Source organism: Serratia sp. PGPR-27 (assembly GCF_022678525.1).
GTDB classification, from domain to species: domain Bacteria; phylum Pseudomonadota; class Gammaproteobacteria; order Enterobacterales; family Enterobacteriaceae; genus Serratia; species Serratia nematodiphila.
In genome coordinates this window covers 12,838-30,221 of the sequence record NZ_JALBYS010000037.1, presented here as the reverse complement: position 1 = coordinate 30,221, position 17,384 = coordinate 12,838, and the positions used below count along the sequence as shown (strand labels likewise).

The window sequence follows — 17,384 nt, the reverse complement described above, 5'->3', positions numbered from 1 at the left end:
GCCGTTGCGTCAACCTGCGGCGCGGTGCGCAGTTTGTCATGAAAGCAAAAGAAAAAGGGGCGATGATGATCGCCCCTTGGATACGTGAAGTGAACCTTAAGCCGCTTCGGTCTGCTGCTGGCGCTTAGACTGCGCCGCCGGCTTTTCCGGCTTGGCGGCCGCCAGCGCATCCGGCGCAAAGTCGTCCACGTTGATGGAGCGCAGGCGGCTCTCTTCGGCTTTCACCAGGATCTTCGCCTCGTCGGCGCTGATCTTGCCTTCTTCCAGCGCGCGCTCCGCCAAACGATCCAGACGGGTGAACGGCAGGTTTTTGCCGACCGCCTTGCACAGGCGTTCGTGAATCGGCTCGGCGGCCATCACGTCGGCCAGCGCCGCTTCCAGCAGGCCGATTGGGTTATGCTCGCTCGGCGTCAGGTACTGGCCGCGCCCCAGACGGCTGCGGGTGGCGGAAGGCACCTGCAGGATCTTGGCCAACTGATGATCCAGGCGATCGGACGGTGCGGTATGCACGCGGCCGAACGGGAAGACCACGAAGCGCAGCGCGCCGGCGATAAAGCGGTTCGGGAAGTTGCGCAGCAGATCATCCAGCGCCTGTTCGGCTTTATGTAGGCTGTCTTGCACGCCCCAATGCACCAGCGGCAGATCTTCTTTCTGACGGCCTTCGTCGTCAAAGCGTTTCAGCACGGCGGAAGCCAGGTACATCTGGCTGAGGATATCCCCCAGGCGAGCGGAGATGCGCTCACGGCGCTTCAGGCTGCCGCCCAGCACGCCCATGGAAACGTCCGACAGCAGCGCCAGGTTGGCGCTCAGGCGGTTCAACTGTTGATAGTAACGACGGGTCGCGTCCTTGGTCGGCGTGGCGCTGGTGCGGCCGTTGGTCAGGCCCAGCCAGAAGCTGCGTACCTTGTTGCTGCCGACGTGGCCCAGGTGGCCGAACAGCGATTTATCGAAGGCGTTCAGATCGTTGTTCTGCGCCGCCGCCATTTCATCCAGCACATAAGGATGGCAGCGGATCGCGCCCTGGCCGAAGATCATCATGGTCCGAGTCAGGATGTTCGCGCCTTCCACCGTGATGGCGATCGGTGCGCCCTGATAAGCACGAGCCAGGAAGTTGGATTCGCCCAGCATGATGCCTTTACCGCCGGCGATGTCCATGGCGTCAACGATCGACTGCTGGCCGCGGTGCGTACAGTGGTATTTGACGATGGCCGACAGCACGGCCGGTTTCTCGCCCTGCACCAGTGCATAGGTGATCAGCGAAGCGGCGGCGTCCATCACATAGGTGTTGCCGGCGATGCGCGCCAACGGCTCTTCGATCCCCTCCATCTTGCCGATGGAGATTTTGAACTGACGGCGAATGTGCGCGTAGGCGCCGGTCGCCAGGGCGATGGATTTCAGGCTGCCGGTGGAGTTGGACGGCAGGGTGATGCCGCGACCGACCGACAGGCATTCAACCAGCATGCGCCAGCCCTGGCCGGCCATTTTCGGGCCGCCGATGATGTAATCGATCGGCACGAACACGTCGGTGCCGCGGGTCGGGCCGTTCTGGAACGGCACGTTCAGCGGGAAGTGGCGGTTGCCGATTTCCACGCCCGGCGTGCTGGTTGGGATCAGCGCACAGGTGATGCCCGGGGATTCGTTGTCGCTCAGCAGGCGGTTCGGGTCATGCAGTTTGAACGCCAGGCCCAGTACGGTGGCGACCGGCGCCAGCGTGATGTAGCGCTTGTTCCAGGTCAGGCGCATGCCCAGCACCTGCTTGCCTTGCCATTCGCCCATGCACACGGTGCCCACGTCCGGGATCGCGCCGGCATCGGAACCCGCTTCCGGGCTGGTCAGCGCGAAGCAAGGGATCTCGTCGCCGCGCGCCAGGCCCGGCAGGTAGTGGTTTTTCTGTTCTTCGGTACCGTAGTGCTGCAGCAGTTCGCCCGGGCCGAGGGAGTTTGGCACGCCGACGGTGATCGCCAGGATGCCGGAAACGCCGGCCAGTTTTTGCAGCACCATCGCCTGAGCGTAAGGGGAGAATTCCAGGCCGCCGTACTCTTTCTTGATGATCATCGCGAAGAAACGGTGTTCTTTCAGGTACGCCCAGAGTTCAGGCGGCAGATCGGCCAGTTCATGGGTGATCTGGAAGTCGTTGGCCATGCGGCAGGCTTCTTCCACCGGGCCGTCGATAAACGCCTGCTCTTCTTCCGTCAGGCGCGGTTTCGGGTAGCTGTGCAGCTTGTTCCAGTCCGGCGCACCGCGGAACAGATCGCCTTCCCACCAGGTGGTGCCCGCGTCGATCGCTTCCTTTTCGGTGGTGGACATCGGCGGCATCACCTTGCGGAAGGCGCGCAGCGCCGGCGCGGAGAGCAGAGAGCGACGCACAGAGGAAAGGTTCAGCGGCAGCAGCACGATCGCCAGCGGCAGCAACAGCCAGAAGCTCCACAGGCCGATCGCGCCCATGGCGGCGGTGTACGCCACCAGGATCAGGCTGCTGAGGGTAAGGTTCACTCGGTGGTAGAACACCACGCCGAGGAGAGCCAGGAAAACGACGATACTAAGAACCATCATAAGAAGCTCCGAAGTAGTAAGAGGTCTGACCTGTTGTGTGTATGTAATAGGTTTTAGTACAAGGCAGAATTTTTATCAATGCGTTTACAGTTTAATTACAACTCAGGTCACAAACTGACAGCACCAATCATCAAAAACCTCTCCGCTTCCTTAACCGACGCGCTGTTTGGCTGAGAATGCTTCTCGCTGTTTCCGCGATCCGGTACACTGCGGAACGGAAGATTTGACGATAACAAGAGGTTCCTCATGTACCACGACCTTATTCGCAGTGAACTGAACGAAGCGGCTGATACCCTGGCGAAATTTATCAATGACGACGCCAACATCGACGCCATCCAACGCGCGGCGGTGCTGCTGGCGGATTCCTTCAAAGCCGGCGGTAAAGTGATTTCCTGCGGCAACGGCGGTTCCCATTGCGACGCGATGCATTTCGCCGAAGAGCTGACCGGCCGCTACCGCGAAAACCGCCCGGGCTACCCGGCGATTGCCATCTCGGACGTGAGCCACCTGTCCTGCGTCAGCAACGACTTCGGCTATGAGTATGTGTTCTCGCGCTATGTGGAAGCGGTGGGCCGCGAAGGCGACGTGCTGCTGGGCATTTCCACCTCCGGCAACTCCGGCAACATCATCAAGGCTATCGACGCGGCGCGTGCCAAGGGGATGAAAGTGATCACCCTGACCGGCAAGGACGGCGGCAAGATGGCGGGTTCCGCCGATGTGGAAATTCGCGTGCCGCACTTCGGTTACGCCGATCGCATTCAGGAAATCCATATTAAAGCGATTCACATCTTGATTCAGCTGATCGAAAAAGAGATGGTTAAGGCGTAATAGCCTTCGGGGGGCTGCGGCTCCCCATGAATAAGACTGCGGGCGCCGCATGTATGCCGTGCCCGCACAGCCTGTGTCAGTGTGGTTAAGGAGTGCTGGCGATGTGTGAACTGCTCGGGATGAGCGCAAACGTACCGACCGATATCTGCTTCAGCTTTACCGGCCTGGTACAGCGCGGCGGCCGCACCGGGCCGCATAAGGATGGCTGGGGCATTACCTTCTATGAAGGGAACGGCTGCCGTACATTCAAGGATCCGCAGCCGAGCTTCAACTCGCCGATCGCCCGCCTGGTGCAGGACTACCCGATCAAGTCTTGCGCGGTGGTGTCCCATATTCGCCAGGCCAACCGCGGCGAAGTGGCGTTGGAAAACACCCATCCGTTCACCCGTGAACTGTGGGGCCGCAACTGGACCTATGCGCACAACGGCCAATTGAAAGGCTATCGCCAGCTGGATACCGGCACGTTCCGCCCGGTCGGCCAGACCGACAGCGAATACGCGTTCTGCTGGCTGCTGCACCAGCTGGCGCTGAAATATCCGCGCACCCCGAGCCAGTGGCCGGCGGTATTCCGCTACATTGGCCTGTTGGCGAGCCAGCTGCGCAAGAAAGGGGTATTCAATATGCTGTTGTCGGACGGGCGCTTCGTGATGGCGTATTGTTCCACCAACCTGTATTGGATCACGCGCCGCGCGCCGTTCGGCAAGGCGACGTTGCTTGATCAGGACGTGGAGATTGATTTTCAGCAACAGACCACACCGAACGATGTGGTCACGGTGATTGCCACCCAACCGCTGACCGCCAACGAAACCTGGCACAAGATTGAGCCAGGCGAGTTCGCGTTATTTCACTTCGGTGAGCGGCTTGTTCTGAGCGAAGGGGTTGGTGTTGGGCGTCGGGCTGGCTGACGCGTACTGCGTCATCATGCCGCCGCTGCTCATCAGCGGTTGGCCCAAGACGTACTGGCCATTGACCACGCCCATTGTCGGCGGTTGGCGGTTCTTCGCGAAGTAATCGTAGCCCGGCTTCAGCTGGCGCCAGAAGGCGATATAGCTGGATGACGCATGGCGTTTCAGGTTCTGTTCGGTCATGCGGAACGGGTAGATGCTGATGTCGACGCGGCTTTGGCCATAGGCGAAGGCGGCTTCGACGTAGCGATAGATCTCATCCATATAGGTGTTGGTCATCGCGTAACAGCCGATCGATTTACATTCGCCGTGGATCATCAGATAAGCGCCGGAATAGCCCTGCGACTTATCGTAATCGTTAGGGAAACCGATATTGATCGCCCGATAATACTTGCTGTCGGGTTTCAGATGGCGCGCGTCAACGCTATAAAAGCCTTCAGGACTTTTAAAGTCGCCTTCACGACGTTTAGGACCCAGCCCGCCGGAGAAATTACAGATCGGGAACGTGTTGACCAGGCGGAATTCATTGCCCATTCTGGCATACAATTCCAGCTTGCGTTCCTCTTTGAAGATCTGAATATAGACCGGCGAACCCAATAATTGCTGTTTAACTACCGGCGCGTCGGGTACCTGCTCGCTGGCGCTGCAGGCCGTGATCATCGGCATAGAAACAAGCATCGCAAACAACAGCGCGATTTTGCTCATTATAATTCCTGCTTATATTTATCTGCCGGCGCAATCAACCTGGCCAGCATGCCACTGATTATTGTTTTTACTGCTGCAAAACACCGCCAGATTACCAGCGCGTTTATTTTTAGCAATACGTGATATGTATAAAAAAACGACAAAGCTCGATAAAAGTGAAATGACCGGCAGATTTTAACGATAAGTAGTGAAAAACAGGCGAAATTTAATTGCGTTTGCTTGACCCAAGTCACGACGGAACGCAGAACAATGTTGCGAACAATGTTAATATTCTCTCTTCAATTTAACGCGCGGTAGCGATTGAAGCGGCGGGGGTTATGGCATATAACCCGGCCGTTTCGATGGTTATTTGGCTACAGGCCGTTAACACATCGATTGTCACGCAAATAACGGAGAGGGGGGAATCAAGGGAATGCGCGTTACCCCATATATTCACTGCGAGAAAGTTCATGTTGGGCGTGCCGTCGTGCGCACTGCCCGGCAATCCTGGCATCGTCCGCACCCGCCTCTGGGGCCGGGCAGACGTGTAAACCAAACTACATCGTATAAATCCTATGATTAAGATCAGAAAAGGGTTAGATCTGCCGATAGCCGGGGTTCCGGTTCAGGCGATCCAAGATGGCCCGAACATTCAGCATGTCGCCCTGCTTGGGGAAGAGTATGTCGGAATGCGCCCCTCCATGCTGGTGCAGGAAGGCGATACCGTTAAGAAAGGCCAGGCGTTGTTCGAAGACAAGAAAAACCCCGGGGTTTTCTTCACGGCACCCGCCAGCGGCCGCATCGCCGCGATTAACCGCGGCGAGCGGCGCGTATTGCAATCGGTGGTGATTGCGCTGGAAAACGGCGGCGACGATCAGCTCGAGTTCGCGCACTACCCGCTGGGTGAACTGAGCCAGCTGCCGCGTGAACAGGTCGAAAGCGAACTGATCGCCAGCGGCCTGTGGACCGCGCTGCGCACCCGCCCGTTCAGCAAAACGCCGAGCCCCGGCAGCGAGCCGCGCGCCATTTTCGTCACCGCGATGGATACCCAACCGTTGGCCGCCGATCCGCAGGTGATCATCGCCGAACAGCAGGCGGCGTTCAACGCCGGGCTGGTGGTGCTGGCGCGCCTGACGGCGGGCAAGGTGCACGTGTGCCATGCCGCCGGCGCCTCGGTTGGCCAGCAGAGCGGCCCGCAGATCGCCTACAGCGAATTTGCCGGCCCGCATCCCGCCGGGCTGGCGGGCACCCACATTCACTTCCTTGAACCGGTCAGCCTGAAGAAAACCGTTTGGCACATCGGTTACCAGGACGTGATCGCCATCGGCACGCTGTTCACCACCGGCAAGCTCGATACCCGCCGTGTGGTGGCGCTGGCCGGGCCGCAGGTGGCGCAGCCGGCGCTGCTGCGCACCCGCCTGGGGGCCAGCCTCGATGAGCTGACCGCCGGCCGCCTGAAAGGCGGCGAGAATCGGGTGATCTCCGGTTCGGTGCTGAACGGCATGCACGCCGCCGGGCCGAACGCCTGGCTCGGCCGCTTCCACTCGCAGGTGTCGGTGCTGGAAGAAGGGCGCGACAAAGAGCTGTTCGGCTGGATCGTGCCGTCGCCGAACAAGTTCTCCATTACCCGCACCACGCTGGGCCATTTCCTGAAGAACAAACTGTTCGCCTTCTCGACCACCACCAACGGCGGCGAGCGCGCCATGGTGCCGATCGGCAACTACGAGCGGGTGATGCCGCTGGATATTTTGCCGACGCTGCTGCTGCGCGATCTGCTGGCGGGCGACAGCGACAGCGCGCAGGCGCTGGGTTGTCTGGAGCTGGACGAGGAAGATCTGGCGCTGTGCACCTTCGTTTGCCCCGGCAAGTATGAGTACGCGCCGGTGCTGCGCGAGGTGCTGACCAAGATTGAGCAGGAAGGATAACCGATGGGCCTGAAGAATTATTTCGAGAAGATAGAGCATCACTTCACGCCGGGCGGCAAACTGGAAAAGTGGTACCCGCTGTATGAAGCGACCACCACGGTGTTTTATACCCCCGGCACGGTGACGCGCGGCGCTTCGCACGTGCGCGACGCCATCGATTTGAAACGCATGATGATCCTGGTGTGGCTGGCGGTGTTCCCGGCGATGTTCTGGGGCATGTACAACGTCGGCCAGCAGGCGATCCCGGCGCTGCACCATCTGTACAGCGGCGACGCGCTGCAACAGGTGCTGGCGGGCGACTGGCATTATCGCCTGGCGCAGTGGCTCGGCGCCTCGCTGGCGGCCGACGCCGGCTGGGTCAGCAAGATGGTGCTGGGCGCCTGTTACTTCCTGCCGATCTACGCCGTGGTGTTCGTCGTCGGCGGCTTCTGGGAAGTGCTGTTCGCCATTATCCGCAAGCATGAGGTCAACGAAGGCTTCTTCGTCACGTCCATCCTGTTCGCGCTGATCGTGCCTCCGACCCTGCCGCTGTGGCAGGCCGCGCTGGGCATCACCTTCGGCGTGGTGGTGGCCAAAGAGATCTTCGGCGGCACCGGGCGCAACTTCCTCAACCCGGCGCTGGCCGGCCGCGCCTTCCTGTTCTTCGCCTATCCGGCGCAGATCTCCGGCGATCTGGTGTGGACTTCCGCAGACGGTTTCTCCGGCGCGACGCCGCTGGCGCAGTGGAGCGCGGGCGGGGCGCACGGCCTGAGCAACGTCGCCACCGGCCAGTCCATCAGCTGGATGGACGCTTTCCTCGGCAACATTCCCGGCTCGATCGGTGAGGTGTCCACGCTGATGATCCTGATCGGCGGGGCGATTATCCTGTTCGGCCGCGTGGCCTCCTGGCGCATCGTCGCCGGGGTAATGCTCGGCATGGTGGCTTCCGCCCTGTTGTTCAATGCCATCGGTTCCGATACCAACCCGATGTTCGCCATGCCGTGGTACTGGCATCTGGTGCTGGGCGGCTTCGCCTTCGGCATGATCTTTATGGCGACCGACCCGGTTTCCGCCTCCTTCACCAATAAGGGGAAATGGTGGTACGGCATTCTGATTGGCGTGATGTGCGTGCTGATTAGGGTGGTCAACCCCGCCTATCCGGAAGGCATGATGCTGGCGATCCTGTTCGCCAACCTGTTCGCGCCGCTGTTCGATTACCTGGTGGTGCAGGCCAACATCAAGCGGAGACAAGCCCGTGGCGAATGAAGCGAAAAATGACGGCATCGGTAAAACGCTGCTGGTAGTGCTGCTGCTGTGTCTGGTGTGTTCAGTGGTGGTGGCGGGCTCCGCCGTCGGCCTGAAGTCCAAACAGCAGGAGCAAAAGCTGCTCGATAAGCAGCGCAATATTCTCGACGTAGCCGGCCTGTTGCAGCCGAAAATGGAGAGCGAGCAGGTCAAGCGCCTGTACAGCGAGCGCATCGAACCGCGCCTGGTGGATCTGAACAGCGGCGAGTTTGTCGCCGGCAAAGCGGCGGCGTTCGATCTGGGCGCCGCGCTGCGCGACGACGCCAAAAGCGTGGCGCTGGCGGTGGGCGACGATCCGGCCGGCATTAAGCGCCGCAGCAACCAGGCGGAAATCTACCTGGTGCGCGATGAAAGCGGCCAGGTGAACAAGATTGTGCTGCCGGTATACGGCACCGGCCTGTGGTCGATGATGTACGCCTTCGTGGCGCTGGATAACGACGGCAACACGGTCAAGGGCATCACTTACTACGACCAGGGGGAAACCCCGGGGCTGGGCGGTGAGGTCGAGAACCCGTCCTGGCGCCAGCAGTGGGTCGGCAAGCAGCTGTTCGACGACAACGGCCAGCCGGCGATCCGCGTGGTGAAAGGCGGCGCGCGCCAGGGGGATGTGCACGGGGTAGATGGCCTGTCCGGCGCCACGCTGACCTCCAACGGCGTGCAGCATACGTTTGATTTCTGGTTGGGCGAGCACGGCTTCGGCCCGTTCCTGAAAAAAGTTCGTGAAGGAGCGCTGAAAAATGGCTGATTCCAAAGAGATAAAGCGGGTCCTGCTGGGGCCGCTGTTCGACAATAACCCGATCGCCCTGCAGGTGCTGGGCGTCTGTTCGGCGCTGGCGGTGACCACCAAGCTGGAGACGGCGGTGGTGATGACCATTGCGGTGACGCTGGTGACCGCGTTCTCCAGCTTCTTCATCTCGCTGATCCGTCACCATATTCCCAACAGCGTGCGCATCATCGTGCAGATGGCGATCATCGCCTCGCTGGTGATCGTGGTCGATCAGCTGCTGCGCGCCTATGCGTTCGAGATCTCCAAGCAGCTGTCGGTGTTCGTCGGCCTTATCATCACCAACTGCATCGTGATGGGGCGCGCCGAGGCCTACGCCATGAAGTCGCCGCCGATCGAGAGCTTTATGGACGGCATCGGCAACGGGCTGGGCTACGGGGTGATCCTGGTGCTGGTCGGTTTCCTGCGCGAGCTGATCGGCTCCGGTAAGCTGTTTGGCGTGCCGGTGCTGGAAACGGTGCAGAACGGCGGCTGGTATCAGCCGAACGGCCTGTTCCTGCTGGCGCCGAGCGCGTTCTTCATCATCGGCCTGCTGATCTGGGTGCTGCGCACCCTGAAGCCGGCGCAGATCGAAAAGGAGTAAAGGCCGATGGAACACTATATCAGCCTGTTTGTGCGCGCGGTGTTCGTCGAGAACATGGCGCTGGCGTTCTTCCTCGGGATGTGTACCTTCCTGGCGGTCTCGAAGAAGGTCTCGACCGCCTTTGGCCTGGGCATCGCGGTGACCATCGTGCTCGGCATTTCGGTGCCGGTGAACAACCTGGTCTACAACCTGATCCTGCGCGACGGCGCGCTGGTGGAAGGCGTCGATCTGAGCTTCCTCAACTTCATCACCTTCATCGGCGTGATCGCGGCGCTGGTGCAGATTCTGGAGATGATCCTCGATCGCTTCTTCCCGTCGCTGTATAACGCGCTCGGCATCTTCCTGCCGCTCATCACCGTGAACTGCGCCATCTTCGGCGGCGTGTCCTTCATGGTGCAGCGCGACTACAACTTCGCCGAATCGGTGGTGTACGGCATCGGTTCCGGCACCGGCTGGATGCTGGCGATCGTCGCCATGGCGGGGATCCGCGAAAAACTCAAGTATGCCAACGTGCCGGCAGGGCTGCGCGGCCTGGGCATTACCTTTATCACCACCGGACTGATGGCGCTGGGCTTCATGTCCTTCTCCGGTGTTCAGTTGTAAAGGCGGGAAGAATTTATGGAAATTATTTTAGGCGTAGCGATGTTCACCGCCATCGTGATGGTGCTGGTGTTGCTGATCCTGTTCGCCAAATCGAAGCTGGTGAACACCGGCGACATCGCGGTGGAAATCAACGGCGATCTGGATAAGAGCTTCCATGCGCCGGCGGGCGACAAGCTGCTCAACGTGCTCTCCAGCCAGGGGATCTTCGTCTCCTCGGCCTGCGGCGGCGGCGGCTCCTGCGGCCAGTGCCGGGTGGTGATCAAAGAGGGCGGCGGCGATATCCTGCCGACCGAGCTCTCGCACATCAACAAGCGCGAAGCGAAAGAGGGTTGCCGCCTGGCGTGCCAGGTGAACGTGAAGCAGAACCTGAAGATCGAGCTACCGGAAGAGATCTTCGGCGTGAAGAAATGGGAATGCGAAGTTATCTCCAACGATAACAAAGCCACCTTTATCAAAGAGCTGAAGCTGAAGATCCCCGATGGCGAAGACGTGCCGTTCCGCGCGGGCGGTTTCATCCAGATCGAAGCGCCGGCGCACGACATCAGCTACGCCGACTTCGACGTGCCGCAGGAGTATCGCGGCGACTGGGACAAGTTCAACCTGTTCCGCTACCGCTCGACGGTGAACGACACCACGGTGCGCGCCTACTCGATGGCCAACTACCCGGAAGAAAAGGGCATCATCATGCTCAACGTGCGTATCGCCACGCCGCCGCCGAACAATCCGGACGTGCCGCCGGGCATCATGTCTTCCTATATCTGGTCGCTGAAGCCGGGCGATAAGGTAACCATCTCCGGGCCGTTCGGCGAGTTCTTCGCCAAGGACACCGACGCCGAAATGATCTTTATCGGCGGCGGCGCGGGCATGGCGCCGATGCGCTCGCACATCTTCGATCAGCTCAAGCGTCTGAACTCGAAGCGCAAGATCACTTTCTGGTACGGCGCGCGTTCGCTGCGCGAGATGTTCTATGAAGACGACTTCAACCAGCTGCAGGCGGAGAACGAAAACTTCACCTGGCACGTGGCGCTGTCGGATCCGCAGCCGGAAGATAACTGGACCGGCTACACCGGCTTTATCCATAATGTTCTGCTGGAGAACTACCTGAAGAACCACCCGGCGCCGGAAGACTGCGAGTTTTACATGTGCGGGCCGCCGATGATGAACGCCGCGGTGATCAATATGCTCAAAGATCTGGGCGTCGAAGACGAAAATATCATGCTGGATGACTTTGGTGGCTAAATTGCGCGCATTGGCGACGAAGAACTGGCTGACGGGCGTGGCGCTGAGCGCCACCCTGCTGCTGACCGGCTGCGGGCCGGAACAGGTGGATCTGACGGGTAAAACCATGGGCACCTCGTATTCGATCCGTTACGTGACCGGTGACAATACGCCGTCGGCGCGCGAGATGCAGGCGGAGATCGACAAACGGCTGGAGCAGGTGAACGATCAGATGTCCACCTACCGGCCGGATTCCGAGCTAAGCCGCTTCAACGCCAGCCGCGACATTGACCGGCCGTTCCCGGTTTCGCCGGCCACCGCCGAAGTGGTGCGCGAAGCGCTGCGCATCAATCGCGTCACCGATGGCGCGCTGGACGTGACCGTTGGGCCGCTGGTCAACCTATGGGGTTTCGGCCCGGAAGGGCGGCCGGACAAAGTGCCGAGCGAGGCGGAGCTGGCGCACCGCCGCGCCTGGACCGGCGCCGACAAACTGTCGGTGCAGGGCAGCGCGCTGGTGAAAAGCATCCCCGAGCTGTATGTCGATCTGTCTTCGATCGCCAAAGGATATGGCGTGGACGTGGTGGCGGAATACCTGCAATCGCAGCACGTGCAAAACTACATGGTGGATATCGGCGGCGAGGTGCGCACGCGCGGGCATAACGGCGAACAAAAGCCGTGGCGCATTGCCATCGAGCGCCCGACCGCCGGTACGCAGCAGCAGGCGCAGCTGGTGATCCAACCCGGGGAGATGTCGATCGCCACCTCGGGTGACTATCGCAACTACTTCGAGCAAGACGGGGTGCGCTATTCGCACACCATCGATCCGGTCACCGGGCGCCCGATCCATCATCGGTTGGTGTCGATCACCGTGCTGAGCCCGACCTGCATGACCGCCGACGGCCTGTCCACCGGCCTGAACGTGATGGGGCCGGAGCGCGGCATGGCGCTGGCCAACCTGCTCGGCATCCCGGTGTTCATGATCGTGAAAACCGCCGACGGGTTTGAGGAGCGTTATTCGGACGCGTTCAAACCCTATCTGAAAAAGCGTTCGTGAGGTTGCTATGTTGACGGTATTCGCCGCTACCTTCGTGTTGTTCCTGCTGATCGTCGGCGGGATGTCGCTGGGTTACGTGTTCAAACGCAAAAGCCTGCAGGGCAGCTGCGGCGGCATCACCGCGCTGGGCATGGAGAAAGTCTGCGACTGCCCGGAGCCGTGCGATGCGCGCAAAAAGCGCGAAGCCAAAGCGGCGCAGCGGCGCGAGCAGTTGGACAAGCACCGCATTCTGTAGCGAAGCGAAAACCCAGCCTTGGCCGGGTTTTTTTATTTCGCCTTGCGGAAGCTTTTCGCCTCGGCCGGCGAGTTGACCATCACGCCGTCGGCGCCCAGCGCCAGCGCCTGCTGATATTCCTGCGGCGTGTTGACGCCGAACAGAATGATGTGCGCCGGGCCCTGCGAGCGGAAACAGTCCATCGATTCTTTATCCCAGGTCAGAAACGCCTTCGAGCGCCCTTCGCCGAGGGTGTACTTCTCTACCACTTCCACCTCGCGCTTCAGCTCCAGCCCATACCAGCGCGGCTGTCGGTTGTCCGGTTTGACATCGCACTGGTGCGCCATGGTGACGTTGGCCAGCAGCGTGCGGGTCTCGTCGCGGCTTTCGAAGCGCGGGATGGCCGGCGGCAGCGCCTGCAGGTATTTGGCATCGGTAGAGTAAACGCGGGTGCGGTTCAGGCTGTCGGTGCTTTCCAGCGTCGCCAGCAGCGCCTGGCCAAACTGCGCCGGATCGGCGTCCGGGGATTTGATGTCCAGATAGAAGGTGACGTGCGGAAACGCCTTTAGCACCTCGTCCAGCCGCGGAATGCCGATGCCCTGGCCGCGGAACGGATGCGTATCGCCTTTGGCGAACGCCCAGCCGGCATCGGTCTCGGCCAATTGCGCGGCGGTATAGGCAGAGACCGGGCCCTGCCGGTTGGTCAGCGCCTTCAGATCCGAGGGGCGATACAGCACGATGACGCCGTCTTTGGATGCTTGCAGGGTGATCCAAATGGCGTCGGCACCGTTTTTCAGCGCGGTTTCGATGGCGATGCGGGTGTTCTCCGGCGCATCGGCGGTGCCGCCGCGATGGGCGACGATCGCCGGCGCGTGACCGTTGGCGGCGCTGGCCGCCAACGCGCTCAGCGACAGCGCGGAAGCCAGCAGCAAATAAGAAAATCTGATCATGTAGAGTACCTTGTCGTTATCGTTGTGGTGAGCCGCACGGGATGGCGGAAATCATACTATTGAAAAATTAAGCTTTTTTAACAACGCGGAAATATCTGGCGGAAACGGCGCTTTCATCGAAGCCTGCGGCCTTGAGCTTTCGGTATCTGACTGTATACTTATACAGTGTTACTGGAGGGTGCGATGCGTAAAATCATTCATGTCGATATGGACTGCTTCTTCGCGGCGGTGGAAATGCGCGACGATCCCAGCCTGCGCGATATCCCGCTGGCGATTGGCGGCAGCGCCGATCGGCGCGGGGTGATCAGCACCGCCAACTACCCGGCGCGGCGCTACGGCGTACACAGCGCCATGTCCACGGCGATGGCGCTCAAGCTGTGTCCGCATCTCACCCTGCTGCCGGGGCGCATGGCGGCCTATAAAGAGGCTTCGCTGCACATCCGTGAAATCTTCGCCCGCTATACTCCGTTGATCGAGCCGCTGTCGCTCGATGAAGCCTATCTCGACGTGACCGACAGCCCGCAATGCAACGGCTCGGCGACGCTGATCGCTCAGGAGATCCGTCAAGCGATTGCCGACGAGCTGAACCTCACCGCGTCGGCCGGCGTCGCGCCGATCAAGTTTCTCGCCAAAATCGCCTCCGAGATAAACAAGCCGAATGGGCAATACGTGATCACCCCGGCGCAGGTGCCGGCGTTTTTGCAGCAGCTGCCGCTCAGCAAAATCCCCGGCGTCGGCAAGGTGACCGCCAAGCGGTTGGAGGACGTGGGGCTTATCACCTGCGCCGACGTGCAGCAATACGATTTGGCGCAGCTGCTCAAGCGCTTCGGCAAGTTCGGCCGGGTGCTGTGGGAGCGGTGTCAGGGCATCGATCGGCGCGAAATCTCGGCGGAGCGGCTGCGTAAATCGGTGGGCGTGGAGCGCACGCTGGCGGAGGACATTCACGACTGGGAAGACTGCGAAACGCTGATTATCGACAAACTCTACCCCGAGCTGGAGATGCGGCTGCGTAAGGTGAAGCCGGATCTGCACATCGCCCGGCAGGGCGTGAAGCTGAAGTTTCAGGATTTTCAGCAAACCACCCAGGAGCACGTGTTCCCGGTACTGAACCGGCAGGATTTGCTGGAGGTGGCGCGGCAGGCGTGGCGCGAGCGGCGCGAAGGGCGCGGCGTGCGGCTGGTGGGGCTGCATGTAACGCTGCTCGATCCGCAGCTGGAGCGGCAGCTGGCGCTGCCTTGGGAATAAAAAAGCCGGCAAGTCGCCGGCTTTTTGCGTTAAGCGCGCAGATTACGCGCGCTCAGGGATCGCTTTCAGCAGCGAGGTCAGCAGCTTCCAGTACAGACCGACGCTTTCGATATGCACCTGCTCATCCGGCGAGTGCGGGCCGGTGATGGTTGGCCCGATCGATACCATGTCCATGTTTGGATACGGCTTTTTGAACAGACCGCATTCCAGGCCGGCGTGGATCACCATGATGTTCGGCGTCTTGTTGAACAGCTCCTGATACAGCTCGCGCACCAGGTGCATCACCGGCGAGTCGGCGTCCGGCTGCCAGCCCGGGTAGCCGCCCTTCGGCGCTACCTTGGCGCCGGCCAGCTGGCCCAGCGCGGTCAGCATCTCGACCACGTAATCTTTGCCGCTGTCGATCAGAGAGCGGATCAGGCAGATGATTTCTGCTTCGTTTTCGCTGGTGGTGACCACGCCGACGTTCAGCGAGGTTTCCACTACGCCTTTGACCGCGTCGCTCATGCGGATCACGCCGTTCGGCGTGCCGTTCAGCAGCGCCAGGAAGCGTTGCTGGCTGTCGGCGCTCAGCGCCTGCGAAGCGCTGGTGGCCGGCTCCAGCAGCACGGTGATGTTCTTCTCTTTGGCGGAGAGTTCGTTCTGCAGCACCGCCAGGAACTCCTGGCTCAGTGCTTTCAGCGCGTCGGCTTTTTCCGCCGGCACCGCAACCACCGCGGAGGCTTCACGCGGAATGGCGTTGCGCAGGGTGCCCCCGTTCAGATCCAGCACGCGCAGGTTCAGCGCCGCCGCATGGGCGAACAGGAAGCGCGCCAGCAGTTTGTTGGCGTTGCCCAGCCCGACGTGGATCTCGGCGCCGGAGTGGCCGCCTTTCAGGCCCTTGAGGGTCAGCTTCAGGGTTTGATAACCGGCCGGCACCGCTTCGCGCTGCAGCGGCAGGGTGGTGATGAAGTCGATACCGCCGGCGCAACCCATGTAGATTTCGCCTTCTTCTTCGGAATCGGTATTGATCAGGATGTCTGCCTGCAGCCAGTTTGGCTGCAGCCCGAAGGCGCCGTCCATGCCGGCTTCTTCGGTCATGGTCAGCAGCACTTCCAGCGGGCCGTGCTCAACGCTGTCATCGGCCAGCACCGCCAGGGCGGAGGCCATGCCGATGCCGTTGTCGGCACCCAGCGTGGTGCCGCGCGCTTTCACCCACTCGCCGGCGATATAAGGCTGGATCGGATCCTTGGCGAAGTCGTGCACGGTGTCGTTATTCTTTTGCGGCACCATGTCCAGGTGCGCCTGCAGCGCCACCGGCTTGCGGTTTTCCATGCCTTTGGTGGCCGGTTTGCGCAGCAGGATATTGCCGACCTGATCGCGCTCGGCGTGCAGGTTCTTCTCTTTGGCCCAGGTGAGGATGTGCTGCGCCAGCGCTTCTTCATGATAAGAAGGGTGCGGGATAGAACAGATCTTGGCGAAAATATCCCACAGCGGCTGTGGCGAAAGCTGAGACAATTCAGACACTATAAGTCTCCTGTGACGGCAGGCTCCGACAGGACGGGCGTGCCGCGCGGTTGAGGTGAGCGGGTATCTGTGCGTCGTGGCACGATCGTTAGAGAATATCACTTTATTTCCGGCGGCGCGCGCCCCGTATTGTGCGGTTTAAGCGCTTGATCACACGGCTTCGCGGCGGGAACGTTCGCTTTTTCAGCATCAATCACCGAAAAGCCGCGCGGCGGAAATCGCGAGGTTTTCCTCGGTACAGCTGGAATTCAACGCGGCCAGTCTCTATAATCTCGCGCAACCTTTTTTCCCCTGAACTATAAAGTAAGCCGCTTCACCAGCCGGCTGGGACACGATTCTATGAGCGAAAAATACGTTGTTACCTGGGATATGCTGCAAATACATGCACGCAAGCTGGCGCACCGCCTGCTGCCTGCCGACAAATGGACCGGCATCATTGCCGTCAGCCGCGGCGGCCTGGTGCCGGCGGGCCTGCTGGCGCGCGAACTGGGCATTCGCTATGTGGATACCGTCTGCATTTCCAGCTACGACCATGACAACCAGCGCGAAATGAAAGTGCTCAAGCGCGCCGAAGGCGACGGTGAAGGCTTCATCGTAGTGGACGATCTGGTGGATACCGGCGGCACCGCAAAAGCGATCCGCGACATGTACCCGAAAGCGCATTTCGTCACCATCTTCGCCAAGCCGGCGGGCCGTCCGCTGGTGGACGACTATGTGATCGACATCCCGCAGGATACCTGGATCGAACAGCCGTGGGACATGGGCGTCAGCTTCGTTCCCCCTATCGGCGGCCGCTAAGCCCAGCCAGTTCCAAGTCAACGCCCGGTTATGCCGGGCGTTTGTTTAAGGATAAACGTGATGGCGTTGTCAGGCTTACCGAAGACAAGATATAAAAAATAAGGAAAATCAATTTATTGATTTTCGGCCGTTGACCACAAAGGAGGAAAAACCACGCTTTTTCCTCCTTTGTCAGCCGCCTGACGCCCGGTTATGCCGGGCGTTTGCGTTATCTTGGTTTATCCCGCCAGAGTTAGGTACACTACCTCCAGTT

General features: G+C 60.7%; 16 protein-coding genes. 12 read left to right on the top strand and 4 right to left on the bottom strand.

Annotation, left to right across the window (positions count from 1 at the left end; genetic code table 11):
* Window positions 1-96: 96 nt before the first annotated feature.
* A complete protein-coding gene (gene fadE / locus MMS95_RS18725) occupies window positions 97-2,553 on the bottom strand; it encodes an acyl-CoA dehydrogenase FadE (RefSeq protein WP_033634101.1) in 2,457 nt (818 codons plus the stop codon).
* Window positions 2,554-2,799: 246 nt separating this feature from the next.
* Between fadE and lpcA the strand changes: the two genes are divergently transcribed.
* The gene (gene lpcA, locus MMS95_RS18720) at window positions 2,800-3,381 is read left to right on the top strand and encodes a D-sedoheptulose 7-phosphate isomerase (protein ID WP_004930220.1); all 582 of its coding nucleotides are present in this window, start codon (window positions 2,800-2,802) and stop codon (window positions 3,379-3,381) included.
* A 101-nt stretch (window positions 3,382-3,482) separates the two neighbouring features.
* Window positions 3,483-4,286 carry a class II glutamine amidotransferase gene (locus MMS95_RS18715; protein WP_004930222.1) on the top strand — a complete coding sequence of 268 codons (804 nt, stop codon included), beginning with the start codon at window positions 3,483-3,485 and terminating at the stop codon, window positions 4,284-4,286.
* Here MMS95_RS18715 and dpaA read toward each other — a convergent pair.
* Entirely contained in the window at window positions 4,221-4,991 is a 771-nt protein-coding gene (dpaA, locus tag MMS95_RS18710; protein ID WP_156866562.1) for a peptidoglycan meso-diaminopimelic acid protein amidase, read from the bottom strand. The two genes, MMS95_RS18715 and dpaA, sit on opposite strands and share 66 nt — an antisense overlap.
* Before the next feature lie 554 nt (window positions 4,992-5,545).
* Here dpaA and MMS95_RS18705 point away from each other — a divergent pair.
* Genes MMS95_RS18705 through nqrM form a run of 8 tightly spaced genes read left to right on the top strand, consistent with a single transcriptional unit; the run spans window position 5,546 to window position 12,656 of the window.
* Window positions 5,546-6,895 (top strand): Na(+)-translocating NADH-quinone reductase subunit A, encoded by a 1,350-nt coding sequence (locus tag MMS95_RS18705; RefSeq protein WP_033634100.1) that lies wholly within the window; start codon window positions 5,546-5,548, stop codon window positions 6,893-6,895.
* Between the two features lie 3 nt (window positions 6,896-6,898).
* The gene (locus MMS95_RS18700; protein ID WP_021505005.1) at window positions 6,899-8,140 is read left to right on the top strand and encodes an NADH:ubiquinone reductase (Na(+)-transporting) subunit B; all 1,242 of its coding nucleotides are present in this window, start codon (window positions 6,899-6,901) and stop codon (window positions 8,138-8,140) included.
* Window positions 8,130-8,924 carry a Na(+)-translocating NADH-quinone reductase subunit C gene (locus tag MMS95_RS18695; protein WP_242142067.1) on the top strand — a complete coding sequence of 265 codons (795 nt, stop codon included), beginning with the start codon at window positions 8,130-8,132 and terminating at the stop codon, window positions 8,922-8,924. The genes MMS95_RS18700 and MMS95_RS18695 overlap by 11 nt, the downstream gene beginning before the upstream one ends.
* Complete coding sequence (locus MMS95_RS18690) at window positions 8,917-9,546, top strand: NADH:ubiquinone reductase (Na(+)-transporting) subunit D (RefSeq protein WP_004930232.1); 630 nt, start codon at window positions 8,917-8,919, stop codon at window positions 9,544-9,546. Before MMS95_RS18695 ends, MMS95_RS18690 begins: the two co-directional genes overlap by 8 nt.
* A gap of 6 nt (window positions 9,547-9,552) precedes the next feature.
* Window positions 9,553-10,149 (top strand): NADH:ubiquinone reductase (Na(+)-transporting) subunit E, encoded by a 597-nt coding sequence (gene nqrE, locus MMS95_RS18685; RefSeq protein WP_015376732.1) that lies wholly within the window; start codon window positions 9,553-9,555, stop codon window positions 10,147-10,149.
* 15 nt (window positions 10,150-10,164) lie between these two features.
* Window positions 10,165-11,388: an NADH:ubiquinone reductase (Na(+)-transporting) subunit F gene (gene nqrF / locus MMS95_RS18680; RefSeq protein ID WP_242142065.1), complete on the top strand. Its 1,224-nt coding sequence runs from the start codon at window positions 10,165-10,167 to the stop codon at window positions 11,386-11,388.
* Entirely contained in the window at window positions 11,372-12,421 is a 1,050-nt protein-coding gene (locus MMS95_RS18675) for an FAD:protein FMN transferase (protein ID WP_075686135.1), read from the top strand. Before nqrF ends, MMS95_RS18675 begins: the two co-directional genes overlap by 17 nt.
* Window positions 12,422-12,428: 7 nt before the next feature.
* Window positions 12,429-12,656: a (Na+)-NQR maturation NqrM gene (gene nqrM, locus MMS95_RS18670; RefSeq protein ID WP_004930244.1), complete on the top strand. Its 228-nt coding sequence runs from the start codon at window positions 12,429-12,431 to the stop codon at window positions 12,654-12,656.
* 32 nt (window positions 12,657-12,688) lie between these two features.
* Here the strand turns inward: nqrM and MMS95_RS18665 are convergent, their stop codons facing one another.
* Window positions 12,689-13,585 (bottom strand): glycerophosphodiester phosphodiesterase family protein, encoded by an 897-nt coding sequence (locus tag MMS95_RS18665; RefSeq protein ID WP_242142063.1) that lies wholly within the window; start codon window positions 13,583-13,585, stop codon window positions 12,689-12,691.
* 183 nt (window positions 13,586-13,768) lie between these two features.
* Here MMS95_RS18665 and dinB point away from each other — a divergent pair, with 183 nt between their 5' ends.
* Complete coding sequence (gene dinB, locus MMS95_RS18660; protein WP_044031884.1) at window positions 13,769-14,830, top strand: DNA polymerase IV; 1,062 nt, start codon at window positions 13,769-13,771, stop codon at window positions 14,828-14,830.
* A gap of 42 nt (window positions 14,831-14,872) precedes the next feature.
* Here the strand turns inward: dinB and pepD are convergent, their stop codons facing one another.
* Window positions 14,873-16,333: a beta-Ala-His dipeptidase gene (pepD, locus tag MMS95_RS18655; RefSeq protein WP_049241371.1), complete on the bottom strand. Its 1,461-nt coding sequence runs from the start codon at window positions 16,331-16,333 to the stop codon at window positions 14,873-14,875.
* Between the two features lie 339 nt (window positions 16,334-16,672).
* Between pepD and gpt the strand changes: the two genes are divergently transcribed.
* A complete protein-coding gene (gene gpt / locus MMS95_RS18650; protein ID WP_004930253.1) occupies window positions 16,673-17,131 on the top strand; it encodes a xanthine phosphoribosyltransferase in 459 nt (152 codons plus the stop codon).
* Window positions 17,132-17,384: the final 253 nt, after the last annotated feature.